At 55.3% G+C, this 25,313-nt stretch carries 23 protein-coding genes; 18 read left to right on the top strand and 5 right to left on the bottom strand.

Translation table 11 applies throughout. The features are described 5' to 3' along the window. Positions 1-306 precede the first annotated feature (306 nt). Complete coding sequence (gene grcA / locus BTJ39_RS19985; protein WP_078004479.1) at positions 307-690, top strand: autonomous glycyl radical cofactor GrcA; 384 nt, start codon at positions 307-309, stop codon at positions 688-690. A 208-nt stretch (positions 691-898) separates the two neighbouring features. On the opposite strand, the gene srmB is transcribed toward grcA, so the two are convergent. Then, positions 899-2,224, bottom strand: coding sequence for an ATP-dependent RNA helicase SrmB (gene srmB / locus BTJ39_RS19980; protein WP_078004478.1), 1,326 nt, complete (start codon positions 2,222-2,224; stop codon positions 899-901). A gap of 99 nt (positions 2,225-2,323) precedes the next feature. On the opposite strand from srmB, the gene trmN reads away from it, so the two are divergent. Further along, a complete protein-coding gene (gene trmN, locus BTJ39_RS19975) occupies positions 2,324-3,094 on the top strand; it encodes a tRNA(1)(Val) (adenine(37)-N(6))-methyltransferase TrmN (RefSeq protein WP_277869790.1) in 771 nt (256 codons plus the stop codon). On the opposite strand, the gene nadB is transcribed toward trmN, so the two are convergent. Then, a complete protein-coding gene (nadB, locus tag BTJ39_RS19970) occupies positions 3,091-4,701 on the bottom strand; it encodes an L-aspartate oxidase (RefSeq protein ID WP_078004485.1) in 1,611 nt (536 codons plus the stop codon). The two genes, trmN and nadB, sit on opposite strands and share 4 nt — an antisense overlap. A gap of 460 nt (positions 4,702-5,161) precedes the next feature. On the opposite strand from nadB, the gene rpoE reads away from it, so the two are divergent. The 11 genes from rpoE (at position 5,162) to acpS (ending at position 14,505) form a co-directional block, all read left to right on the top strand. Then, positions 5,162-5,740, top strand: a complete 579-nt coding sequence (rpoE, locus tag BTJ39_RS19965) for an RNA polymerase sigma factor RpoE (protein WP_078004476.1) — start codon at positions 5,162-5,164, stop codon at positions 5,738-5,740. 28 nt (positions 5,741-5,768) lie between these two features. Further along, positions 5,769-6,419: an anti-sigma-E factor RseA gene (gene rseA, locus BTJ39_RS19960; protein WP_078004475.1), complete on the top strand. Its 651-nt coding sequence runs from the start codon at positions 5,769-5,771 to the stop codon at positions 6,417-6,419. Then, a complete protein-coding gene (gene rseB, locus BTJ39_RS19955) occupies positions 6,419-7,372 on the top strand; it encodes a sigma-E factor regulatory protein RseB (RefSeq protein ID WP_078004474.1) in 954 nt (317 codons plus the stop codon). The genes rseA and rseB overlap by 1 nt, the downstream gene beginning before the upstream one ends. Next, complete coding sequence (gene rseC, locus BTJ39_RS19950) at positions 7,369-7,836, top strand: SoxR-reducing system protein RseC (protein ID WP_078004473.1); 468 nt, start codon at positions 7,369-7,371, stop codon at positions 7,834-7,836. Before rseB ends, rseC begins: the two co-directional genes overlap by 4 nt. Positions 7,837-8,074: 238 nt before the next feature. After that, on the top strand, positions 8,075-9,874 hold the full coding sequence (gene lepA / locus BTJ39_RS19945) for a translation elongation factor 4 (RefSeq protein ID WP_078004472.1): 1,800 nt from the start codon (positions 8,075-8,077) through the stop codon (positions 9,872-9,874). Positions 9,875-9,906: 32 nt separating this feature from the next. Then, the gene (gene lepB, locus BTJ39_RS19940) at positions 9,907-10,881 is read left to right on the top strand and encodes a signal peptidase I (protein ID WP_078004471.1); all 975 of its coding nucleotides are present in this window, start codon (positions 9,907-9,909) and stop codon (positions 10,879-10,881) included. Positions 10,882-10,997: 116 nt separating this feature from the next. Then, positions 10,998-11,678 (top strand): ribonuclease III, encoded by a 681-nt coding sequence (rnc, locus tag BTJ39_RS19935; RefSeq protein ID WP_078004470.1) that lies wholly within the window; start codon positions 10,998-11,000, stop codon positions 11,676-11,678. Beyond that, on the top strand, positions 11,675-12,580 hold the full coding sequence (gene era / locus BTJ39_RS19930; RefSeq protein ID WP_078004469.1) for a GTPase Era: 906 nt from the start codon (positions 11,675-11,677) through the stop codon (positions 12,578-12,580). The genes rnc and era overlap by 4 nt, the downstream gene beginning before the upstream one ends. 7 nt (positions 12,581-12,587) lie before the next feature. Next, positions 12,588-13,325 (top strand): DNA repair protein RecO, encoded by a 738-nt coding sequence (recO, locus tag BTJ39_RS19925; RefSeq protein ID WP_078004468.1) that lies wholly within the window; start codon positions 12,588-12,590, stop codon positions 13,323-13,325. A gap of 71 nt (positions 13,326-13,396) precedes the next feature. Beyond that, positions 13,397-14,125: a pyridoxine 5'-phosphate synthase gene (gene pdxJ / locus BTJ39_RS19920; RefSeq protein WP_078004467.1), complete on the top strand. Its 729-nt coding sequence runs from the start codon at positions 13,397-13,399 to the stop codon at positions 14,123-14,125. Then, on the top strand, positions 14,125-14,505 hold the full coding sequence (gene acpS, locus BTJ39_RS19915) for a holo-ACP synthase (protein WP_078004466.1): 381 nt from the start codon (positions 14,125-14,127) through the stop codon (positions 14,503-14,505). Before pdxJ ends, acpS begins: the two co-directional genes overlap by 1 nt. On the opposite strand, the gene BTJ39_RS19910 is transcribed toward acpS, so the two are convergent. Both BTJ39_RS19910 and BTJ39_RS19905 read right to left on the bottom strand, forming a co-directional pair. Next, positions 14,506-14,766: a YfhL family 4Fe-4S dicluster ferredoxin gene (locus BTJ39_RS19910; RefSeq protein WP_078004465.1), complete on the bottom strand. Its 261-nt coding sequence runs from the start codon at positions 14,764-14,766 to the stop codon at positions 14,506-14,508. It abuts the gene before it with no gap. Positions 14,767-14,996: 230 nt separating this feature from the next. After that, positions 14,997-15,836, bottom strand: a complete 840-nt coding sequence (locus tag BTJ39_RS19905; protein WP_078004464.1) for a MurR/RpiR family transcriptional regulator — start codon at positions 15,834-15,836, stop codon at positions 14,997-14,999. A gap of 166 nt (positions 15,837-16,002) precedes the next feature. Here BTJ39_RS19905 and murQ point away from each other — a divergent pair, with 166 nt between their 5' ends. The 4 genes from murQ to tadA all read left to right on the top strand — a co-directional run bounded on the left by murQ (position 16,003) and on the right by tadA (position 19,549). Beyond that, entirely contained in the window at positions 16,003-16,899 is an 897-nt protein-coding gene (gene murQ, locus BTJ39_RS19900; protein ID WP_078004463.1) for an N-acetylmuramic acid 6-phosphate etherase, read from the top strand. 27 nt (positions 16,900-16,926) lie between these two features. Then, positions 16,927-18,282, top strand: a complete 1,356-nt coding sequence (locus tag BTJ39_RS19895; protein WP_078004462.1) for a PTS transporter subunit EIIC — start codon at positions 16,927-16,929, stop codon at positions 18,280-18,282. Between the two features lie 3 nt (positions 18,283-18,285). Next, positions 18,286-18,924 carry a phosphatidylglycerophosphatase C gene (gene yfhb, locus BTJ39_RS19890; RefSeq protein WP_078004461.1) on the top strand — a complete coding sequence of 213 codons (639 nt, stop codon included), beginning with the start codon at positions 18,286-18,288 and terminating at the stop codon, positions 18,922-18,924. A gap of 136 nt (positions 18,925-19,060) precedes the next feature. Further along, a complete protein-coding gene (tadA, locus tag BTJ39_RS19885; protein ID WP_078004460.1) occupies positions 19,061-19,549 on the top strand; it encodes a tRNA adenosine(34) deaminase TadA in 489 nt (162 codons plus the stop codon). 1 nt (position 19,550) lies between these two features. On the opposite strand, the gene mltF is transcribed toward tadA, so the two are convergent. Next, a complete protein-coding gene (gene mltF, locus BTJ39_RS19880; RefSeq protein WP_078004459.1) occupies positions 19,551-21,008 on the bottom strand; it encodes a membrane-bound lytic murein transglycosylase MltF in 1,458 nt (485 codons plus the stop codon). A gap of 274 nt (positions 21,009-21,282) precedes the next feature. Between mltF and purL the strand changes: the two genes are divergently transcribed. Beyond that, the gene (gene purL / locus BTJ39_RS19875) at positions 21,283-25,173 is read left to right on the top strand and encodes a phosphoribosylformylglycinamidine synthase (protein ID WP_078004458.1); all 3,891 of its coding nucleotides are present in this window, start codon (positions 21,283-21,285) and stop codon (positions 25,171-25,173) included. Positions 25,174-25,313: the final 140 nt, after the last annotated feature.

The raw sequence follows: 25,313 nt of genomic DNA, 5'->3' as shown, positions 1-25,313 counted from the left end.
TCGAGGTAACAGGAGAAAGCTACAGAAAGAAAACGTCGAAAGCAGTAACCCAGCAGTCAGTTAAGAAGTAACTGAAAGGCGGCCAGAATAGTTGACGCGTACCGGCCTGAGTAGTTGACGTCTAATAGTTTTTTTAATTTTTCGCTTTTTGTTTTTAATCAATAAGTTAGATTTTTTAATCCAGCGTGGCGGAAAATGAATTGATCTGCGTCAAAGGAGTGGCGTCTGGCGGGGTATATAAAGTAATGAGTATTTTACACGAGGCCAGGTCTGAACTGTTGAGGCCGGTCCGAGCTGGAGGTAGTGATGATTACAGGTATTCAGATTACAAAAGCAGCAAAACCCGGGCTGATGAATTCATTCTGGCTACTGGATAACGAAAAGCAGGAAGCGCGCTGCGTATGCGCACGTAGCGATTACAACGAAGACCAAATTGTTGCTGTTAGTGATTTGGGCCAGTTCGAATATCGTGAAGTCCCCGTGGAAGTGAAACCACAGGTGCGGGTGGAGGGCGGTCAGCATCTGAACGTCAACGTAATGCGTCGTGAAACCCTGCTGGACGCGGTTGAGCATCCGGAGAAGTACCCGCAGCTGACGATTCGCGTTTCAGGCTATGCGGTGCGTTTTAACTCGCTGACGCCAGAACAGCAGCGTGATGTTATTACCCGAACCTTCACAGAAAATCTGTAAAGTTAAACGCTGATTAAATCTGCTGCAGCAGTAAACAAGATTTAAACTATTGATAACCCACAGGGAGTTGCTATTTCTCCCGTGGGTTTTGTTGTTATTTTGTTAATGTGGTAAACCCAGCAGCAAAAAAGTGGGTTGCTGGCTGAAAGTCCCGATTTAAATTAACAAAAACACCCTTAAACGGGTGTTTTTGTGCTTGCGTGTGCAATTATTCAGCATCATCACCGGCTGCTGTTTCGCTGGGTTTACGCCGCTTGCCAATATTTTTGGTCACACGATGGCGCTGCTTAACGCGCTTTTTAGCCTCTTCGCCCTCTTTTTTCTCTTTACGTTTTGCCTGAACCTTTTTCGATGGCTTGCCTTTTAGCTTGTCATTGGGCACCCGCGTGCTGGGACGCAGTTCATCGATGGTGCGTGATTTTAGCGGTTCTTCGATATAGCGGCTTATTTTCCCCAGCAGCAGGTGGTCGTGCGCTTCAACCAGGGAAAGGGCGGTTCCTTTGCGCCCCGCGCGCGCGGTACGGCCAATGCGATGCAGGTAGGTATCGGCGGTGCGCGGCATATCAAAATTAAACACGTGGCTGACGTCCTGGATATCAATGCCGCGTGAAGCAACGTCGGTTGCGACCAGAACCTTAACCCGGCCCTCAACCAGACGCTTTAGCGCCTCATTGCGTTTTGCCTGTACCATCTCACCTTCAAGATAGCTGGAGTTAATGCCCGCTTCGTGCAGCGATTGGCAAAGCTCGTGAACGCGTTCGCGTTTTCGTACGAAAACGATGGCTCGCGTGACTTCCGGCTGTTTTAACAGGTGAACCAGCAGCGCCGTTTTGTGCTTCAGGTCGTCGGCGCGATAATACCACTGGTTGATTTTTTTGCGTTCGCTGCGCGCTGGATCGGAATCAACCTCAACCGGGTCGTTTAGCAGCCGGCGGGAGAAGTCCTGAATAGCTTCGCCTTCCAGCGTGGCGGAAAATAGCAGGGTTTGCTTGCGCCAGCGGGTTTCTCCGGCGATGTGTTCTATATCCTGGGCAAAGCCCATATCCAGCATGCGGTCAGCTTCATCCAGAATCAGCGTCTCCACCGCATGGCAGTCGAAATTCTCTTCTTTGATGTATTGCAGCAGGCGGCCAGTGGTTGCCACCACAATGTCCTGATTTTCGCTGAACACCTCAGCATGGTTCATATAGGCAACGCCGCCGGTGATGGTGGCGATATCCAGATGAGTGTGCGCGGCCAGTTCACGTGCGTGGTCGGCGACCTGCATCGCCAGTTCGCGCGTCGGCGTGAGGATAAGAATACGCGGCGGGCCGGACTTCTTACGTGGGAAATCGAGCAGGTGCTGCAGTGCGGGCAGCAGGTAGGCTGCGGTCTTACCGGTGCCCGTTGGCGCTGAACCGAGAACGTCTCGTCCTTCAAGTGCCGGGGGGATCGCCGCCGCCTGGATCGCTGTTGGGCGCGTAAAGCCTTTATCCTGCAGGGCGTCCAGCAGGCTCTCGTCGAGTTCGAGTTCGGAAAAAGTGGTTGCCGTCATGATCTACCTCAGTTTGGGGCGCCGATTATAGACAGATTGCCCAGGATGTTCATCTGTTTGTGCCAGAGGGTCGGCTTTTCCTGCGCGAAAGATTGTCCTATGCTAACGCCGATTATTCTTCAGGTCAGGCAAATGTCACAAAAGAAAAGTCTACTACGCCGTAACGGCTTTACCTTTAAACAGTTCTTCGTCGCCCATGACCGCTGTGCGATGAAGGTCGGCACCGACGGAATTTTACTGGGAAGCTGGGCGCCGGTAGCGGGCGTTAAGCGTATTCTGGATATCGGCACCGGCAGCGGATTAATTGCTCTGATGCTGGCGCAGCGTACGGCGCCTGAGGTACAGGTCGATGCCGTAGAGCTGGACGCTGAGGCTGCAAAGCAGGCGTCAGAAAACATACAGGCTTCGCCGTGGGCTGCGCGTATCAATGTCTACCAGGATGATGTTATCAACTGGGCGGCAGGCTGCGATCGACATTACCAGCTGATTGTAAGTAATCCTCCTTACTTCTCGCCTGGCGTCAAGTGTGCCAGCAGCGCACGGGACAAAGCGCGCTATACCAGCCATCTTGACCATGAAGCGCTGCTAGTTTGCGCGGAACGTCTGCTGAGCGAAGAGGGTTTTTTAGCGGTTGTCCTGCCGGAGCGGCCGGGTGAACAGTTTATTGCCATGGCGACCTCCAGAGGCTGGCATCTGCGTTTGCGAACCGATATTGCCGAAACGGAAAACAAATTACCCACGCGGGTGCTACTGGCGTTTTCTCCCCGTGCGGGCGACACCTTTTCCGACCGGCTGACTATTCGCGACGGTGATAACCAGTATTCGCCAGCCTGGCACGGGCTGACGCAGGATTTTTATTTGTTTCGCTAACGGGGAGTTATCGGCGTGAGGATAGTGGGTTGCGCATGGGCCAGAGCCTGCGGGTAATCCAGCGTATAGTGCAGCCCGCGGCTCTCCTTGCGCTGCAATGCGCTGTGGACGATGAGCTCGGCCACCGCAGCCAGATTACGTAATTCGAGCAAGTTATTTGAAATGCGGAAGTTGGCATAGTATTCAGCGATTTCCGCCTGCAATAACTGGATGCGACGCTGCGCGCGTTCCAGCCGTTTAGTTGAGCGAACAATGCCGACATAATCCCACATAAACAGCCGGAGTTCGTGCCAGTTATGCTGGATAATGACCCGCTCATCGGAATCGTCGACCCGGCTTTCATCCCATGATGGCAGACTAGCGGGCGCGGATAAGCTGTCCAGCGTAGCGCAAAGCGCCTGTGCAGCGGACCAGCCGTAGACCAGACATTCAAGTAATGAGTTTGATGCCAGGCGATTAGCACCGTGTAAACCGGTGTAGCTGACTTCGCCAATGGCGTAAAGCCCGGCCACATCCGTCTGGCCCTGATGGTCAACCATCACCCCGCCGCAGGTATAATGCGCTGCCGGAACCACCGGGATCGGTTCACGGGTCAGATCAAGGCCGAAGCCCAGTAGCTTTTCATAAATTGTTGGGAAATGCGTGCGGATAAAGTCTGCCGGCTTATGGCTGATATCGAGATACATGCAGTCGACGCCAAGACGCTTCATTTCGTAATCAATGGCGCGGGCAACCACGTCGCGCGGCGCCAGTTCGCCGCGTGGGTCAAAGTCGGGCATAAAGCGTGAACCGTCCGGGCGCCTTAGCAGTGCGCCTTCACCGCGCAGCGCTTCGCTGAGTAAAAAGTTACGCGCTTGTGGATGGAACAGGCAGGTGGGGTGAAACTGATTGAACTCAAGGTTAGCCACCCGACATCCGGCGCGCCATGCCATCGCAATGCCATCACCGGATGCCACATCGGGATTCGTAGTGTATTGGTATACTTTCGCCGCACCGCCGGTGGCTAAGACAACGGACCGTGCGCTGCAGGTTTCAACGCGCTCACGCTGGCGATTCCACAGCCAGGCGCCGACTGCGCGCCGCGGACCGGGCAGGGCGGCTTTATCGCTGGTGATAATATCGACGGCGTTAAAGCGCTCAAGAACCTGAATGTTGGGATGCGCAAGGGCCAGGCTGACCAGCGTCGTTTCAACCGCGCGCCCGGTGGCATCGGCGCTGTGCAGGATACGGCGATGGCTGTGGCCGCCTTCCCGCGTCAGGTGATAGGGTTGCTCGCTGGGGGGATTCTGGTGTTTATCGAAAGTGACGCCGTTATCAATTAGCCACTGTACGCAATGTCGGGCATTGCTGGCAATAAATGCGACCGCATCACGATCGCACAGGCCGGCACCGGCCGTCAGCGTATCCTCAATGTGAGACTCGATGCTGTCTGCCTGGTCAAAAACCGCCGCGATGCCGCCTTGAGCATAGAAGGTTGAGCCTTCGTTGATCGGACCTTTACTGAGCACCATCACCCGATAAGACGGCGCGAGCCGTAATGCCAGCGACAAACCTGCTGCGCCGCTACCGACGATCAGAACGTCACAACTATAATCAGAAAGTTTCATTTTGTTTAGTGTACTAAACATTGGATTGGCTGAGAGTATCACTACTTACGCCGGGGGGAAATCCCCAAAACCTACAGTATTTTCCGGTTAACCACACCACAGACGCCCCGCTGACGCAAATCAACGGATGTGTTTGCTATTTTCAGCTAATGTTTATTATGGCGAACATTTTTGCTAATCAGAGATTAGCAGGTGAAAAAGCGTGCTTGTTAATGTACCCTGCGGGCGTCGTCGGGCCATTGAGGCAAGCCGGCCAAGCGTAAGCGAGTGCGGCACGACCAGACTCACATCAAACCAATCAAAGTGGCTGGTGCAAAATGTGCTGATGACAGGAGAAAAACATGCGTGTAGGAACTTTCCGTAAAATGACGAATCAAAGCCAGTGCTTGCTCAAGATAAGTGTGTCATTGCTGACGGTTTTACTACGCGTTAAAAGAAATTTGGGGAGACATTACCTCGGATGAGCGAGCAGTTAACGGATCAGGTTCTTGTTGAACGGGTTCAGAAAGGAGATCAAAAGTCATTTAATCTTCTGGTGGTACGCTACCAGCATAAAGTGGCGAGCCTTGTGGCCCGGTATGTCCCCTCTGGCGATGTACCCGATGTGGTTCAGGAATCTTTTATTAAGGCATACAGAGCGTTAGAGTCGTTTCGCGGCGATAGCGCCTTCTATACCTGGCTATACAGAATTGCCGTTAATACGGCGAAGAATTATTTGGTTGCTCAAGGACGACGTCCCCCCTCCAGCGATGTTGACGCGATTGATGCTGAAAACTTCGAGAGTGCAGGGGCGCTAAAAGAAATTTCGAACCCAGAGAACTTAATGTTGTCTGAAGAGTTGAAACAGATTGTTTTTCGCACCATTGAGTCATTGCCGGAAGATTTAAAGATGGCAATCACTCTTCGGGAGCTTGACGGACTGAGCTATGAAGAGATAGCCGCCGTCATGGATTGCCCCGTAGGAACCGTCCGTTCGCGGATTTTCCGGGCGCGAGAAGCGATTGATAATAAAGTCCAACCGCTTATTCAACGCCATTAAATGGCGGGCACAGGAAGGGTACTAAAGCATGCAGAAAGAGAAACTTTCCGCTTTAATGGATGGTGAAGCTCTGGATAACGAGGTGATAGCTGCCCTGTCCGGGGATGCAACGCTGCAGAAAAGCTGGCAGAGTTACCATCTTATCCGTGACACCCTGCGGGGTGATGTAGGCGAAGTCATTCATTTCGACATCGCTGCCCGTGTCGCTGCTGCTATCGAGCAGGAGCCAGCCAGAAGCGTAACACCTCTTATCCCTGAATCTCAGCCGGAACCCTCACGCTGGGAAAACATGCCTTTCTGGCAAAAAGTTCGCCCCTGGGCGGCGCAGATTACTCAGGTTGGCGTAGCGGCTTGCGTTTCGCTGGCGGTCATCGTTGGCGTCCAGCACTATAATCAGCCCGCGCAAAATGCCCCAGGCAGCTCTGACTCGCCGGTTTTTAACACCCTGCCAATGATGGGACAGGCGTCTCCGGTTAGCTATGGCGTGCCGCAGAATGCTGGCGCAAACGGTCAGCAGCAGGCGCAGGATCAGCGTCGTCGGGTTAATGCCTTACTACAGGATTATGAGTTGCAGCGCCGTTTACACGCTGAACAACTGCAGATTGAGCAGGCTCCTGCTCAACAGGCTGCTGCAGTTCAGGTACCAGGAACTCAATCGTTAGGAATTCAGCAGCAGTAATGAAGCAATTTTGGTATGCCGTCTCTCTTTTGACCGGCAGCCTGTTGTATCCTTCTGTCGCCCCGGCGCAAACAACGTCCGGGGCGTTATTGCAACAGATGGAGCAGGCCAGCCAGTCCCTCAACTACGAACTCGCCTTTATTAGCGTCTCCCGCATGGGAATTGAATCACTACGCTATCGCCATGCGCTGATCGACGATAAAGTCTATGCGCAGCTACTGCAAATGGACGGACCGCGGCGCGAAATTGTTCAGCGCGGTAATGAAATCAGCTACTTTGAGGCTGGCCTTGAGCCATTTACCCTCAATGGCGGGCACATTATCGATTCGCTGCCCTCGGTGATATATGGTGATTTCAGCCGTCTTAGCAGCAGTTACGATTTTGTGCCGGTCGGGCGCACCCGCATTGCCGATCAGGTGTGCGATGTAATTCGCATCGTGGCGCGTGATGGAACGCGCTATAGCTTTATTGTCTGGATTGATACCGACACTAAGCTGCCGCTGCGGGTGGATATGCTCGATCGCGATGGCGAGACGCTTGAACAGTATCGCGTGATCAGTTTTGCCGTCGATGACGGCGTTCGTAAGGTGATGCAGGGGCTGACTAAAGCCAGTATGCCACCTTCACTCTCACTGCCGCCGGTTAAAAAGCAGCAGTTCAGCTGGCGGGTGGGCTGGTTGCCCCAGGGAATGCAGGAAGTGTCGCAAAGCCGTCGCGATATTCCTTCGCTGAACAAACCGGTCGAATCACGGCTGTATTCTGATGGCTTATTTAGCTTTTCTGTAAATATCAGCCAGGCTGATAAAAACAGCGTGCCGCAGTTATTGCGTAACGGTTGGCGCACGGTGCAAACTGAAGTTCGTGACAATACTGAAATTACCGTGGTGGGAGAACTACCGCCTTCCACGGCAAAACGAATTGCAGACAGCGTATCTCTGGGAACGCAGCCATGATGAGAGAATGGGCCACGGTGGTGGCCTGGCACAACGGTGTGGCAACGCTGCACTCTGAAATCAAAACGTCCTGCAGCCGCTGCTCGGCACGCAAGGGCTGCGGCAGCCATCTGCTGAACAAGCTTGGGCCGAAAAACGCCCACGTAATGCAAATTAACAGCCCTGAACCGCTGCAGCCCGGGCAACGTATCGAACTGGGTATTGCAGAAAAGAGCCTGCTAGGTTCCGCGCTGCTGGTTTATATGACGCCGCTTGCCGGATTGTTTATCATCGCCGGCCTTTTTCAGATGCTTTTTCATAGCGACCTGGCGGCCGCCTGTGGCGCGCTGCTGGGCGGCATCGGCGGATTCATCGTGGCTAAAGGGATTGCCGCCTTAGTCGGACACCGCGCGGATTTCCAACCTGTTATTCTGAGCGTTGCCCTGCCACCGGATGCCCTGCGCGTTGAGATACCCGAAAGCTAACACACTTACGCCATTGCCTTGCCTGGCTGTGGCAGGGTGTCTTTGCGTCTTTCGGGGCTCTGCTGGCCGCGATGAAACGTATCAGGTTGATGCATTGTTATCTGCGTGAATTCTTTCGTGAAGCAGGGTAACAGTGTAAGATGCGTGCTCAATATTGATGGGAGATATAAACAACGTGGCTGAATCCGTTACCATCAACAAGTCTTCAACGTTATCTTACGCGAAAAAATTCATATAAATGAAGCACATACGTAATTTCTCTATCATCGCACATATCGACCACGGTAAATCCACGTTATCAGATCGGCTGATTCAAATTTGTGGCGGCCTGACCGAACGCGAAATGGCGGCGCAGGTTCTGGATTCAATGGATCTGGAGCGCGAGCGCGGCATTACCATTAAGGCGCAGAGCGTTACGCTCGATTACCATGCGCCAAACGGTGAAACTTACCAGCTCAATTTTATCGACACGCCCGGGCATGTTGACTTCTCTTATGAAGTTTCCCGTTCGCTGGCCGCCTGCGAAGGCGCGCTGCTGGTGGTCGATGCAGGGCAGGGCGTTGAAGCCCAGACCCTGGCTAACTGCTACACCGCCATGGAAATGGACCTGGAAGTTGTACCGGTACTGAATAAGATTGACCTGCCGGCCGCCGATCCCGACCGCGTAGCCGAAGAGATTGAAGATATCGTCGGCATCGATGCTACCGACGCCGTGCGCTGCTCGGCCAAAACCGGCATCGGCGTACCGGACGTTCTGGAACGTCTGGTGCGCGATATACCGTCGCCGGAAGGCGAGCCGGATGCGCCGTTGCAGGCGCTGATTATCGACTCCTGGTTTGATAATTACCTTGGCGTAGTGTCGCTTATCCGCATCAAAAACGGCGTTCTGCGTAAGGGCGACAAGGTAAAAGTCATGAGCACCGGTCAGGTTTATAACGCCGACCGACTTGGTATCTTCACTCCTAAGCAGGTCGATCGCACCGAGCTGAAGTGCGGCGAAGTAGGCTGGCTGGTCTGTGCGATTAAAGACATCCTCGGCGCCCCGGTGGGGGACACCCTGACGCTGGCGCGTCAACCGGCCGATAAAGCGCTGCCGGGCTTCAAAAAAGTGAAGCCGCAGGTGTATGCCGGCCTGTTCCCGGTCAGCTCCGACGATTACGAAAGCTTCCGTGACGCGCTGGGCAAACTGAGTCTGAACGACGCTTCGCTGTTTTATGAGCCGGAAAGTTCAACCGCGCTGGGCTTTGGTTTCCGCTGTGGCTTCCTCGGTCTGCTGCATATGGAGATCATCCAGGAGCGTCTTGAGCGTGAATACGATCTGGACTTGATCACTACGGCGCCGACCGTGGTTTATGAAGTGCAGACCACCGCTGGCGAAACGGTCTACGTTGACAGCCCCTCGAAACTGCCGCCGCTGAACAATATTGAAGAGCTACGTGAACCTATCGCTGAGTGCCATATGCTGCTGCCGCAGGAGTTTCTCGGCAACGTGATAACGCTATGCATTGAGAAACGCGGCGTACAAACTAATATGGTTTATCACGGCAATCAGGTTGCGCTGACCTATGAAATTCCGATGGCGGAAGTGGTACTGGACTTTTTTGACCGCTTGAAATCGACCTCGCGCGGATATGCCTCGCTGGATTACAATTTTAAACGCTTTCAGACTTCCGACATGGTGCGGGTCGATGTATTGATCAATAGCGAGCGGGTTGATGCGCTGGCGCTAATCACCCATCGTGACAATTCGCAGTATCGCGGTCGTGAGCTGGTGGAAAAGATGAAAGACCTGATCCCGCGCCAGCAGTTTGATATCGCTATTCAGGCGGCTATCGGCAATCATATTATCGCCCGTGCTACGGTTAAACAGTTGCGTAAGAACGTGCTGGCGAAGTGCTATGGCGGTGACGTCAGTCGTAAGAAAAAGCTGCTGCAGAAGCAAAAAGAAGGGAAAAAACGCATGAAGCAGGTCGGTAACGTCGAACTGCCTCAGGAAGCATTTCTGGCGATTCTGCATGTTGGAAAAGAAAGTAAATAACGCCGCCTGGGAGTGGCACAGAGGGAAGATAGATGGCTAATACGTTCGCCCTGATCCTGGCGATTGCAACCCTGGTAACAGGGATAATCTGGTGCGTGGATAAAGTTAAGTTAGCGCCCGCGCGCCGTGCCCGGCGTGAACAGGCGCAGGCGCAGGCCGGCGGCAAGCTGGATGACGCTGCGCTGAGTAAGGTGGCTAAGCAGCCAGGCTGGATTGAAACGGCGGTATCGGTATTTCCGGTGCTGCTGGTGGTCTTTGTGGTGCGTTCGTTTATCGTTGAACCTTTCCAGATCCCGTCCGGCTCAATGATGCCGACGCTGCTCGTTGGCGACTTTATTCTGGTGGAAAAATTTGCTTACGGCATCAAAGATCCCATCTCTCAGACTACGCTAATTGAAACCGGTCATCCGAAGCGTGGCGATGTGGTGGTTTTTAAGTTTCCGAAAAACCCCAGTGAAGATTATATTAAGCGCGCTATTGGTCTGCCTGGCGATCGTATTACCTACGACCCGGTAATGAAAACGGTGACCGTTTTCCCTGGCTGCGGCAATGATGATGCTTGCCAGAAAGCCTTGCCTGTTACCTATTCTGACGTCCGCCAGAGCGATTTTGTCGAAACGTTCGGCGGTAACGGCGGGAGTGAAACCAGCAGCAATTTCTACCAGCGTCCGGTTGGGCAGGATGTCCCTGGCGGCATGCGTCTCCTTGAGCGCGATGAAACCCTGGGTGATGTGACCCATCACATTCTGCTTTCGCCTGAACCCCTGGGCCAGACCAGCGGTTATTATCACCAGCCCGGCCAGCCGCAAAACACCTGGGTGGTGCCGAAAGGCATGTATTTCATGATGGGCGATAACCGTGATAACAGCTATGACAGCCGTTACTGGGGATTCGTCCCGGAAAAAAATCTGGTTGGTAAGGCTTTCGCTATCTGGATGAGCTTTGAGAAGCAGCCGGGCGAGTGGCCGACGGGGATTCGTTTTAGCCGCATTGGCGGTATACATTAAGCTGTAAAGGGATGGCTCCCTGCGGGGAGCCACTGCAGACGAAACTGATAGTGTTGTGTGTGACCCAGCCCCGTTTCGTATGCAGATTGTTTGACGCATTGACAGATTGGTAACACATGAACCCCATCGTAATTAATCGCCTACAGCGTAAGCTGGGCTACACTTTTATTCATTACGAGCTGCTGCAGCAGGCATTAACGCATCGTAGCGCCAGCAGCAAGCACAATGAGCGACTGGAATTTCTTGGCGACTCGATTTTGAGCTACGTAGTGGCAAATGCGCTTTATCACCGCTTCCCGCGCGTTGACGAAGGGGATATGAGCCGCATGCGAGCGACCTTAGTACGCGGCAATACGCTGGCGGAAATCGCACGTGAATTTGAGCTGGGCGAATGTCTGCGCCTCGGGCCGGGCGAGTTGAAGAGCGGCGGCTTTCGTCGTGAATCGATCCTTGCCGATACGGTGGAAGCGCTGATTGGCGCTATATTTCTCGATAGCGATATTCAGAACGTCGAGAAGCTGATCCTGAACTGGTACGCCTCGCGATTAGAGCAGATAAGCCCGGGCGATAAGCAAAAAGATCCAAAAACGCGTTTGCAGGAGTATTTGCAGGGGCGCCATCTGCCGCTGCCATCTTATCTGGTGGTGCAGGTTCGGGGCGAAGCGCACGATCAGGAATTTACCATTCACTGTCTGGTTAGCGGAATGAGCGAACCGGTAGTGGGCGTTGGTTCCAGCCGCCGCAAAGCTGAGCAGGCGGCGGCTGAACAAGCGCTGATTAAGTTAGGAATTGAATGAGCGAACAAACTCCTCACTGCGGCTTCATTGCTATTGTAGGCCGCCCGAACGTGGGTAAGTCCACGTTACTGAACCAGCTTCTGGGGCAGAAGATTTCTATTACCTCGCGTAAACCGCAAACGACCCGCCATCGCATTATGGGTATCCATACCGAAGGCGCTTATCAGGCGATTTATGTTGATACTCCCGGTTTGCATATTGAAGAGAAAAGGGCGATCAATCGTCTGATGAACCGGGCGGCCAGCAGCTCGATAGGCGACGTCGAGCTGATTATTTTTGTGGTGGAAGGCACGCGCTGGAACGACGACGATGAGATGGTGCTTAACAAGCTCAAGGGCGGTAAAGCGCCGGTGCTGTTGGCGATCAATAAAGTCGACAATATTAGCGATAAGTCGATCCTGCTACCGCATATTCAGCAGATAAACCAGAAAATGAATTTCCTCGATGTGGTGCCAATCTCCGCCGAGCACGGGAAAAACGTCGATACCATTGCCGCCATCGTGCGCAAACGCCTGCCTGAAGCTGAGCATCACTTCCCTGAGGAGTATATTACCGACCGCTCGCAGCGCTTTATGGCGTCAGAAATCATTCGCGAAAAGCTAATGCGCTTTCTCGGCGCTGAGCTTCCCTACTCCGTTACCGTTGAAATTGAGCAGTTCGCGACGAATGAGCGCGGCGGCTTCGATATTAACGGACTGATCCTCGTTGAGCGCGAGGGACAAAAGAAGATGGTGATCGGCAATAAAGGCGCGAAGATTAAAACGATTGGCATTGAAGCCCGCAAAGACATGGAAGAGATGTTCGAAAGCAAAGTGCATCTCGAACTCTGGGTTAAGGTGAAGTCCGGCTGGGCGGATGATGAACGTGCGCTGCGCAGCCTGGGCTATATAGACGACCTCTGAGCCACATATGGAAGGCTGGCAGCGCGCATTCGTCCTGCATGGGCGTCCCTGGAGCGAGACCAGCCTGCTGCTCGATCTGTTTACCGAACATAACGGCCGCGTGCGCGTCCTGGCAAAAGGCGCCAGGGCAAAGCGCTCGCAGCTGAAAGGGACGCTGCAACCTTTTACCCCGCTGCTGGTGCGTTGGGGCGGGCGCGGCGAGATGAAATTCCTGCGCAGTGCGGAGGCGGTCTCGCTGGCGCTGCCGCTATCCGGCACCACCCTCTACTGCGGGCTTTACGTCAACGAACTGCTGTCGCGCGTGCTGGAACATGAAACGCCGTTCAGCGAGCTTTTCTTTGACTATCTGTACTGTATTCAGGCGCTGGCTGCCGACGATGGCTCGCCTGAACCCACCCTGCGCCGTTTTGAACTGGCGCTGCTTGGCCAGCTTGGTTACGGCGTCGATTTTCTGCACTGTGCAGGCAGTGGGGAGCCGGTTAGCGCTGGCATGACCTACAGCTACCGCGAGGAAAGGGGATTTATCGCCAGCCTGGTAATCAATAACCGCAGCTTCACCGGCCACCACCTGCACGCCCTGGCGCAGCGTGAGTTTCCCGATGCTGATACCCTCAGAGCGGCAAAGCGCTTCACGCGCATGGCGCTTAAACCCTACCTTGGTGGCAAGCCGCTCAAAAGTCAGGAACTGTTTCGCCAGTTTTTGCCGAAAAAAAGACCAGATGCGCCACCGGCGCAAGAAGAATAGCGTTCTGCCATACCGGCCAGGGACGCATCGTTGTAAACTCACTGCTCTGTCCGCCAAACGCTGAGGAAGCTATGACTGAGTTATTACTGGGCGTAAATATCGATCACATTGCGACCGTGCGTAACGCGCGCGGTACTCACTATCCGGACCCCGTGCAGGCCGCTTTCGCCGCCGAGCAGGCGGGCGCAGACGGCATTACCGTGCATCTGCGAGAGGATCGCCGTCATATTACCGATCGCGACGTGCGCATTCTGCGTCAGACAATCCAGAACCGCATGAACCTTGAAATGGCGGTGACCGATGAAATGGTGGCTATTGCCTGTGAAATAAAGCCGCACTTTTGCTGTCTGGTGCCGGAAAAGCGTCAGGAAGTCACCACCGAGGGCGGCCTCGACGTGGCCGGGCAGGCGGAAAAAGTGGCCCGGGCCGTCAGTAAGCTGCAGCAGGCCGGTATCCTGGTTTCTCTGTTTATTGATGCTGATAATCGGCAGATCGACGCTGCCGTTGATACCGGCGCGCCCTGGATAGAAATACACACCGGCGCTTATGCTGAAGCTGAAGGTGATGCACGCCTGACGGAGTTTGCGCGTATCCGCGATGCTGCGGCTTACGCCGCAGGCAAGGGGCTAAAGGTCAACGCTGGCCACGGCCTGACTTATCATAATGTGATGCCGATTGCGGCGCTGCCTGAAATGTATGAGCTGAATATTGGTCACGCCATCATTGGGCGCGCGCTGTTTTGCGGGCTGGCGCAGGCGGTGGCTGAAATGAAAACGCTGATGCGCGAAGCACGCCGCTGATGGCTATCCTCGGTCTGGGTAGCGATATCGTCGAGATCGCCCGCATCGAGGGCGTAGTCTCACGCAGCGGCGATCGCCTGGCGCAGCGCGTGCTGAGTGCCGACGAATGGCGGCAATACCAGGCGCATCAGCAGCCGGTGCGTTTTCTCGCTAAGCGTTTTGCGGTTAAAGAGGCCGCAGCAAAGGCATTTGGCACCGGTATTCGCGGCGGTCTGGCGTTCAACCAGTTCGAAGTCTACAACGACGAATTAGGTAAGCCGGGATTACGCTTCTTTGAGCAAGCGGCCGTTATCGCCGAAAAGATGGGCGTGCGTCGGGTTCATGTAACTCTGGCCGACGAACGCCACTATGCCTGCGCAACGGTAATAATCGAAGATTAATCAAGCGGGGGTAATGCCCTGCAGAATGACAAACTTTTCCCATAGCTCCGCCTGGCTCTCAGGATGCCGGGCGTCAGTAATAATGGTTTTTTCTATCGGGCAGACCTTCTGGCAGGTTGGGCTGTCATAAAATCCGATGCACTCGGTGCAGCGTTCGGCATCGATCTGGTAAATCAGATCGCCCATGCTGATAGCCAGATTAGGGCATTCAGGCTCGCACATATCGCAATTAATGCAGCTTTCGGTAATGAGTAAAGCCATTTCAATAAGTTATCTTAAAAAATAAAGTCTAAGGTTAGCTGGAGTCTGCCCCGTTAACCACGGTTAGCTGATCCGGGACTACTGATGAACATGGTAATTCAATGGCCTTAGCCGTTTTTCGCTGACAGATCCAAGCGTTGATACGATGAAGGCGGCTATTTATACAACGTCGGGCAAAAAATGGCATGTCCGACGTCAATAAAAGGCGAATAATTATCACGGATGTTAATTCAGAGCAGTTTTTTCACCAGCGCTTCGCTATGGCGAATATGATGGCCCGCGCGCTCTGGGTCGCGCTGGATCAGCGCCATAAATAGCAGGTCGGTTAATGCCAGCTGTGCGGCGGTAGAAGAAACTGCCGCGCTGCGCGTGGTTTGCTCTTCCGCCACCGTATACAGGCAGTGATGAGCGCTTTGCTGCAGCGTATTAGGGGTAAAACCGGTGAATGCTAAAACGGCGGCGCCGCAGCGTTTAGCTTCCTGCGCCGCAAGATTGATTTCCCGGCGCTCGCCGCTGTAGGAGATAGCCAGCAGAACATCGCCTTCACTTAGCGCCTGTACGCTGGCCAGCAGGGCATGCATATCCTGTTCCGCTACCGCGCTGATGCCGATCTTCATCAGCTTCCACGAAAAGTCCTTCGCCACCAGGCCGGAGGCGCCGATCCCGACCAGCACGATACGACGCGCTTCTTTAAGCAGGTGCAGGACTTCCAGCAGCTTTTCCTCGCTGTTGATATCCAGAGTTGCACGTATCGCGGAGGTTTTTTCCGTTAGCAGCTTTTCACCGACGACCTTTAACGGATCGTCGCTGAGAATATGGTTGTGGACCATTACCGCGCTTTTATCCGCCAGAGAATCGCTCAGCGCCATCTTAAGCGCCGGAAAGCCGCGATAGCCCAGTTTTTGCGCAAATTTAACCACGCTTGATTGACTGACCCCGGCCGATTCCGCCAGCCTCTGTGAACTTTGGTGGCGAGCCTCATCGGGCTGCGAGAGAAGAAAATCAGCCAGGCGGCGCTCGTTCGCGGCCAGTCGCGGATAGAGCTGGCGGATGCGTAACAGGGCACTCATGTCATCTCCTCATCAAATTATTACTTTTTCGCTGAATCGCGGCGCGCTAGCTATAGCGCAACTCAGATTGTGATACAGGATTTAATCAAAGAAAAACAATACTGCATAATGAATAAAATATTCGTATATTGATTGAAGTATAGAATTAAAAATTCCGGGAGGACAAATGAATTTGGCATCGTTGCTTTCTGAAACGCGTAACGCTGACACCATGGATCTGGACAATCTCACAACCCTTGAGATGGTCCGCTGCTTTAATCGCGAGGATGCAAAGGTGGCGCAGGCCGTGAGCCTGACGCTGCCGGCGGTGGCTCAGGCGGTGGATGCCGCAGCGCGGGCGCTTGGGGCGGGCGGTCGCATCATATACCTGGGCGCTGGCACCAGCGGTCGTCTGGGCGTGCTGGATGCTGCCGAGTGCCCACCAACTTTCGGCGTTCCTGCGGATAGGGTGATCGGTCTGATCGCCGGCGGACCGGGCGCGATACTTAAGGCGGTTGAGGGCGCAGAGGATAACGCACAGCTTGGCGCTGACGATCTGAAAGCCATCGGGCTTAGCGCCAGCGATATGGTCATCGGACTTGCCGCCTCCGGACGCACGCCCTACGTTATTGGCGCGTTACGCTATGCGCGCCAGCAAGGCTGCTCTACCGCCGCCATTTCCTGCAATCCGGATTCTGCTATCGCCGACGAAGCGGATATCGCTATTTCTCCGCTAACAGGCCCGGAAGCGCTGACCGGTTCAACCCGGCTGAAAGCCGGCACCGCGCAGAAACTGGTGCTGAATATGATTTCAACCGGGGCGATGGTGAAAAATGGCAAAGTTTATCAGAACCTGATGGTCGATATGCAGGCCACCAACCTCAAGCTGCTGGATCGTGCAAGTCGCATGGTGGTTGAAGCGACCGGCTGTGAGCCAGAGGCGGCGAAAACTGCGCTAAGTCAGTGCGAAAATAAAGTCAAAACGGCGATCCTGATGGTGCTAGCCGGGATTGACGCAGCAGAAGCCAGCGAACGTTTACAGACCCACCGCGGTTATCTTCGCGCGGCGCTGGCTGCGCAATAAAACCCCCGCAGGGGGGAGGGGGGAACAATGGATAAGCATCAGAAGCTGGCGGAAATTTTGTTGTCCGGCGTCGGCGGCGGCGAAAATATCGCCCAGTTGGAAAACTGTATGACCCGCGTGCGCATTGAGCTGCACGATGACAGCAAACTCGACGTCGCCATGCTGAAAGACGTGGACGGCATTAAAGGTTATGTGCATCAGGGGCGTCAGCATCAGTTTATTGTCGGGCCAGGCAACAGTTCGCGCATCGTCGAAATAATGCGTGCGCTGCAGACGCCTGCGTCAGGAGATGATGGCATTCAACGCAATAAGATGGCAGCAAAAGCACGCTACCGCGCGCCGCTCAGCGATTTTTTACGCCAGCTTGCCAACGTTTTTATTCCCTTAATTCCGGCATTCATCGCCTCGGGGCTGATCACCGCCATCATCAATTTATTAAAGCGGCCCGATATCGGCGGCGAGCTGGTGCTGCATTACCCTAATGCGATGGCGCTGGCCGCTTTGTTCGGTAGCGCGATATTTACCATCATGAATATTCTGGTGGGGGTTAATACCGCACGGGTATTCGGCGGTTCTATGGCGCTGGGCGGCGTGATGGCCGGAATACTTTCCAGCCCACAGCTGGCCCAGATAACCCTGTTTGGTGAGGCATTGCAGCCAGGGCGCGGCGGGGTCATTGCCGTTTTACTGGTGGTGATGCTAATGAGCTGGCTGGAACAGCGCCTGCGCCGGTGGCTGCCGGAATCCCTTGAGCTGATCCTTAACCCGCTGATGACTACACTTATCACGGCAACGATAGCGATTGTGGCGCTGCAACCGCTGGGTGGCCTGTTGTCTCAGGCGATAGCTCAGGGCGTAACCCTGGCGCTCGATCGCGGCGGGGCGCTGATCGGGGCGCTGCTGGCGGGGAGCTTTTTACCCCTGGTGCTAACCGGCCTCCATCAGGGGATGGTGCCGATTCACGTGGAGCTTATTCAGGCGCACGGCAGTAACGCGCTGCTGCCGATCCTCTCAATGGCGGGCGTCGGACAGGTAGGCGCCGCCGTTGCGGTACTGCTGAAAACCCGTAATAAGCGGCTGAAGAAAATCGTAAAAGGTGCGCTGCCGGTCGGACTGCTGGGCGTTGGCGAGCCGTTGATTTTTGGCGTGACGCTGCCGCTTGGACGGCCATTTCTTGCGGCCTGCCTTGGAGGCGCGGTTGGCGGGGCCGTAATCAGTAGTACCAAAGTCGCGACTCTGATAACGTTTGGTATTTCTGGTTTGCCGCTGGCGCTGACTATAGTCAGTGGTAAAGTGGTTTTTTATTTATTGGGGTGGGTTTGCGCTGCCGTTGCAGGGTTTATTTTTGCCTGGTTAATAGGATTTAAAGATCCTGAGGAGTAAGGCTTGAGCAGTATTGACGCAAGGCGCGTCGTTTTTTTCGACCTTGATGGCACGCTACATCGGCAGGATATGTTCGGTAGCTTCATGCGCTACCTGCTGCGTCGCCAGCCGCTTAACCTGCTGTTAGTGATACCGCTGCTGCCCGTGGTTGCGCTGGCGCTGTTTATTAAAGGACGCGCCGCGCGCTGGCCGATGAGTTTATTACTGTGGTCGATAACTTTTGGCCGCAGCGAAAATACAATGCGCCAGCATGAAGCGGACTTTGCCCTTTGGTTTCGTCAGCGAGTCGTGGCGTTTCCTGTGGTGCAGCAGCGTCTGACCGAATATCTTAACAGCACCGATGCCGATGTTTGGTTGATTACCGGCTCGCCGCAGCCGCTGGTGGAGCAGGTCTATTACGATTCGGCTTTTTTGCCGCGTGTCAGGTTGATTGCCAGCCAGATGGGACGCGCCTGGGGCGGCAGGATATTAGTCATGCGCTGCCTGGGCCATGAAAAGGTCGCGCAGCTCGAAGATCAGATAGGCACGCCGCTGCAGCTTTATAGCGGCTACAGCGATAGCAAGCAGGACAACCCGCTGCTGTTTTTCTGCCAGCACCGCTGGCGGGTAACACCCAGCGGTGAGTTGCAGCAGCTGGAATAAGCGCAATCGCTGGCCGAACAGTCACGTCGCCAGTAAGCAATGCGCGTCGCGCTTACGATAAAACCCGGCGCCGTAAGGCGCTTGGTATCCGCAGCATATCAGGTATAATCCCCGCGTTTTTTTACCGGAGCTTATCGTGACAGATCAACAAGACCAGTACTGGATGCGCTACGCGCTGCAGCTTGCTCAGCGTGCCTGGCAGGCGGGTGAAGTGCCGGTTGGCGCGGTGCTGGTTCATGACGATAGGATCATTGGCGAAGGATGGAACCGGCCGATCGGCCAGCACGACCCGACCGCGCATGCAGAAATAATGGCGCTGCGTCAGGGGGGACAGGCGCTGCAAAACTATCGCCTGCTGGATGCGACGCTGTACGTCACGCTGGAGCCTTGTACCATGTGTGCCGGCGCGATGGTGCATAGTCGCATCGGGCGCCTGGTGTTTGGCGCTAATGATGAAAAAACCGGGGCGGCGGGATCGCTGCTGAATGTGCTGGGGCACCCTGGAATGAATCATCAGGTGCAGGTCAGTTCCGGCATACTGGCGCAGGAATGTGCCGCCCTGCTAAGTGACTTTTTCCGCATGCGCCGCGAGCAGAAAAAGGCCCGGCGCAGCGCGCCACTGTGAATCAGTTCATCGCCACGTCGGGGTCAACCGCGGGATAACCGCTGCCAAGCGTTGCCTCCAGCGCTTTTTGCTGGGCTATTTTTCTTTCCTGTTCCTGCAAATAACCGACCAGACTGAGCTGATATTTGCGGATGTTTTCCACGTAGTTATATGCTTCCTGCCCGCGGGCATAGCCGTAGGTTGTCTGAGCGTAATAGCGTTTTTGGCTCAGCATTGGCAGGCGTACCTTCACATCGGCCCAGCTGTCAGGATTACCCTTCTGTTTTTCGGTGAGCTTGCGAGCATCCAGCATATGGGCATAGCCTATGTTATAGGCCGCCAGCGCAAACCAAATGCGCTCGTCCTCCGGAATGGTGGCGGGCACCTTCTCCATCATCCTTTCCAGATATTCGCTGCCGCCGCGAATGCTCTGTTCCGGATCGGTACGGTCAGCGACGCTCAGGCTGTCAGCGGTATTGCGCGTCAGCATCATCAGACCGCGCACGCCGGTAGGCGAGGTGGCCTGCGGGTTCCAGTGCGATTCCTGATAGGAAATTGCGGCCAGCAGGCGCCAGTCTATCTGGCGGGCATAGCGTTGAAACAGCGGTTTGATGTCTGGCAGGATGGCATCAATCGCGTTGAGAAAGGTCCGGGTATCAACGTAGTCAAAGGTGCCTACGTGACCAAGATACTTCTCTTCAAGGCGCGCCATCGTGCCCTCTTCCCCAAGCATATCGAAGTAATCAAGCAGCGCGGCATTGAGGCTGTCGTCACCATCGCGCGGCAGATACCAGGTAACCGGCTCTTCATCGGTCACATCGAAGGCGACGGCCAGCTGCGGGTGAACGCGTTGCAACAGGGCAATGGTCACTGAATCGCCGATGGTATAATCCAGCTTGCCGTCGGCGACGGCCTGTAGCAGCGCCTGCGGCCCCTGATCGGTGGATATAGCCCAGTCAAGATCGGGATATTTGCTCTCTTTCGCATTGCGCAGGCTGGAAAGATAAGCGGAGCCGGAAGCGACGATCAGATGCCCCTTGAGATCGCCAAGGGTTCGCGGCCGGGGGTTGCCGATACGGTAAACCAGCTGCTGCGAAACGGAATAATAGGTAGGGCCGGTGCGAAAGTGCGTCAGTCGTTCATTATTGTAAATCAGACCCGCGGCCAGGATATCGGCTTTATCATCTTCCAGATCGTCAAACAGATCGCTGAGATTGGGGCGCACGGTGACTTCCAGCCTGACGCCAAGATAGGCGGCGAAACGCTTCGCCAGCTCATAATCCAGGCCCGCCGGTGCATTATTGATTGTGTAGTAAGTCAGCGGAGAATTAATGGTACTCATTCTTAAAACTCCCCGCGATTTTATCTGCGCGATCCGGTCCTCCGATCCGCCATACCAAGGGATTGAAGGCCATAACGCAAGCGCCAGTAGCAGCGTCAGCATTCCAACCAGCAGATAATTAATTTTAAGGCGTTTCAAATAGTTATCTCTCGAAATTTTCTCAGGTTTCCACCTTTAGCGGCAGTATTAGTTGTCTATAATCTTCCTGAGCGTGGGGCATTTTGCGCAACAACGCTTAGATCCGCAACTTAATTCAGTGGCTTTTGTGTGATTTTTAGCCAATTACCTGGTGGGATAAATTCAGCGCAAACGGTTTCGTTGGCGGAGTGGATTCTCTATAATACGCCCGCTTTCCTTGTTGTTGCGCCCAATGAAGCGCCGCTCCCGGCGCTTCGAAGACGAGAGACCTTTGATGATGGAAATTCTGCGTGGTTCGCCCGCTTTGTCGGCATTCCGTATTAATAAATTACTGGCCCGCTTTCAGGATGCTCATCTGCCGGTGAGCGATATTTATGCCGAGTACGTCCACTTTGCCGATGTCAGCCAGCCGCTTAGCGATGATGAGCATCTTCGCCTGAAGGAAATCTTAAAATATGGTCCCTCGCTGGCAGAACATGCGCCGACCGGCCGTCTGCTGCTGGTAACGCCGCGGCCGGGCACCCTCTCTCCGTGGTCATCGAAAGCAACGGATATCGCGCACAACTGTGGCTTGTCGCAGGTAAAAAGGCTGGAGCGCGGGCTGGCTTTTTATATCAGCGCACCGCAGCTGACAGAGGCACAATGGCAGCAGCTTAGCGCGCTGCTGCACGATCGCATGATGGAAACGGTATTCAGCGAACTGCAGCAGGCGCAGCAGCTGTTTGCTCTGCACCAACCGCAGCCGCTGCAGAGCGTTGACGTGCTGGGGCAGGGGCGCAGCGCGCTTGAACAGGCAAACCGTAAGCTGGGGCTGGCGCTGGCGGAGGATGAAATAGATTACCTGCAGACGGCGTTTGAAAATCTGGGGCGCAACCCGAACGATATCGAACTGTATATGTTTGCTCAGGCTAACTCTGAGCACTGCCGCCATAAAATTTTTAACGCCGACTGGATTATTGATGGCGAAAAGCAGCCAAAATCCCTGTTTAAAATGATTAAAAATACCTGGGAACACACCCCGGACCACGTTCTTTCCGCTTATAAAGATAACGCTGCGGTGATGGAAGGTTCCGAGGTTGGCCGCTTTTATGCCGATCATCAGGCCAAAAGCTATGACTTTCATCAGGAACAGGCGCACATTCTGATGAAGGTAGAAACCCATAACCATCCAACGGCGATTTCACCCTGGCCCGGTGCGGCTACCGGCTCCGGTGGTGAGATCCGCGACGAGGGAGCAACCGGGCGTGGTGCCAAGCCCAAAGCTGGCTTGGTGGGTTTTTCGGTTTCTAATCTGCGGATTCCGGGATTTGAGCAGCCCTGGGAGCAGGACTTTGGCAAGCCGGATCGTATTGTCAGCGCGTTGGACATCATGCTGGAAGGGCCGCTGGGCGGCGCTGCCTTTAACAATGAGTTCGGTCGTCCGGCGCTGAACGGCTATTTCCGGACTTATGAAGAAGAAGTATACAGCCATAACGGCGTCGAGCTGCGCGGTTATCACAAGCCGATAATGATCGCCGGCGGCATGGGGAATATCCGCGCTGAGCACGTCCAAAAAGGTGAAATCAGCGTTGGTGCTAAGCTGATCGTGCTCGGCGGTCCGGCGATGAATATCGGCCTGGGCGGCGGCGCGGCGTCATCAATGGCTTCCGGCCAGTCGGATGCCGACCTTGATTTTGCCTCAGTACAGCGCGATAACCCGGAAATGGAGCGGCGCTGCCAGGAAGTTATCGATCGCTGCTGGCAACTGGGGGAAGAAAACCCGATTCTGTTTATTCATGACGTTGGCGCCGGCGGACTGTCCAATGCGATGCCGGAGCTGGTCAACGACGGCGGTCGCGGCGGGCGTTTTAATCTGCGCGATATTCTGAGCGATGAGCCGGGAATGAGCCCGCTGGAGATTTGGTGTAACGAGTCGCAAGAACGTTACGTGCTGGCGGTGGCGCCAGACAAGCTGGCGCTGTTTACCGAGCTGTGCCAGCGCGAGCGTGCGCCCTATGCGGTGATTGGTGAAGCAACCGAGGAGCTGCACCTGTCGTTGTCTGACAGCCACTTCGCTAATAAGCCTATCGACATGCCGCTCGATGTTTTGCTTGGCAAAACGCCGAAAATGACCCGCGACGTGGTAAGCCTGACCGCCAAAGGCGCAGCGCTGCGGCAGGATGACATTACCCTGGAAGCGGCGGTAAAACGCGTTCTGCACCTGCCTGCGGTGGCGGAAAAAACCTTTCTGGTGACCATTGGCGACCGCAGCGTTACCGGCATGGTGGCGCGCGATCAGATGGTTGGCCCGTGGCAAATTCCGGTAGCTAACTGCGCCGTTACCAGCGCCAGCCTCGATAGCTACTACGGCGAAGCGATGTCGATGGGCGAACGTGCGCCGGTGGCACTGCTTGATTTTGCCGCTTCCGCTCGCCTGGCGGTGGGGGAAGCGATTACCAATATCGCTGCCACCGCTATCGGCGCCATGCGCCGTATTAAACTCTCAGCTAACTGGATGGCCGCAGCCGGCCATCCCGGCGAAGATGCGGGCTTGTACGCGGCGGTAAAGGCCATTGGTGAAGAACTCTGCCCGGCGCTGGGGATCACTATCCCGGTCGGCAAAGACTCTATGTCGATGAAAACCCGCTGGCAGGAAGGCAGCCAGACGCGTGAAATGACGGCGCCTTTATCATTGGTGATAACCGCCTTTGCCCGCGTGGAAGATGTGCGACGCACCGTTACGCCACAGCTGGTTGCCGACGAAGAGAATGCGCTGCTGCTGATCGATCTTGGTAAGGGACATAACGCCCTTGGCGCCACAGCGCTGGCGCAGGTTTATCGTCAGCTGGGCGACAAGCCGGCCGACGTACGTGACGTCGCGCAGCTGGCCGGTTTCTTTAACGCTATGCAGACGCTGGTCAGCGAACAAAAGCTGCTTGCCTACCACGACCGCTCCGATGGCGGTCTGCTGGTTACCCTGGCGGAAATGGCCTTTACCGGCCACTGCGGTCTTGAGGTCGATATTGCGTCACAAGGGGCCGATCGTCTGGCCGCGCTGTTTAATGAAGAGCTGGGCGCCGTGATTCAGGTTCGTGCGTCAGAGCGCTCTGCGGTGGAACAAATCCTGGCCGCCAACGGCCTTGCTGATTGCGTGCATTATCTGGGGCAGGCTCAGGCCGGTGACCGCTTCGTTATCACGGCGGGCAGCTCTGCGGTGTACAGCGAAAGTCGCACCACGTTGCGCACCTGGTGGGCGGAAACCACCTGGCAGATGCAGCGCCTGCGTGATAATCCGCAGTGTGCCGACCAGGAACACGAGGCGAAAAAGGATGACCGCGATCCGGGCCTGAATATCGCGCTCAGTTTCGCTATAAATGAGGATGTTGCGGCGCCTTATATTGCTAAAGGTGTGCGGCCGAAAGTGGCTGTGCTGCGCGAGCAGGGGGTTAACTCCCAGGTCGAGATGGCGGCAGCATTCCATCGTGCCGGTTTTGAGGCGATCGACGTTCACATGAGCGATCTGCTGTCAGGGCAGCGCGACCTGAAGGATATGCAGGCGCTGGTTGCCTGCGGCGGCTTTTCCTACGGCGACGTGCTGGGTGCGGGCGAAGGATGGGCAAAATCGATTCTGTTCAATGCCCGCGTGCGCGATGAGTTTGAAAACTTCTTCCATCGCCCGCAGACGCTGGCCCTTGGCGTGTGTAACGGTTGTCAGATGATGTCTAATCTGCGTGACCTGATCCCCGGCAGCGAGCTGTGGCCGCGCTTTGTCCGTAATCAGTCCGAGCGTTTTGAGGCCCGCTTTAGCCTGGTGGAGGTTGCTTCCGGCCCGTCGCTGCTGCTGGAAGGCATGGCAGGTTCGCGTATACCGATTGTCGTCTCGCACGGTGAAGGCTATGCGGAAATGCGTGATGGCGCGCATCTGGCTGCGCTGGAGGCCAAAGGATTGGTGGCGCTGCGCTATGTGGATAATTTTGGCAAGGTCACTGAACGCTATCCAGCGAACCCTAATGGTTCGCCGAACGGCATTACGGCGCTGACTAACGAAAGTGGGCGCGTCACTATTATGATGCCGCACCCGGAACGGGTTTTCCGCAGCGTCAGCAACTCCTGGCATCCGGCAGAGTGGGGCGAAGACGGCCCATGGATGCGCCTGTTCCGCAATGGGCGCAGGCAACTGGGTTAACCGAAAGGCGCCTGCTTAGCGGGCGCGGGAAGCGCGATTCAAGCCCGCCGCCGGCAGATACCGGCGGCGGGTTAATTGTCTCAATAAATAAGCTGGTGGGATGTTGTCGCATAGCGACAACCTGCATTAGCGGATGTCGC

Origin of the sequence: Izhakiella australiensis (assembly GCF_002006995.1) — a bacterium.
GTDB classification, from domain to species: domain Bacteria; phylum Pseudomonadota; class Gammaproteobacteria; order Enterobacterales; family Enterobacteriaceae; genus Izhakiella; species Izhakiella australiensis.
Note: the sequence above shows the minus strand (reverse complement) of the source record. Positions and strands in the feature narration are given on the sequence as shown.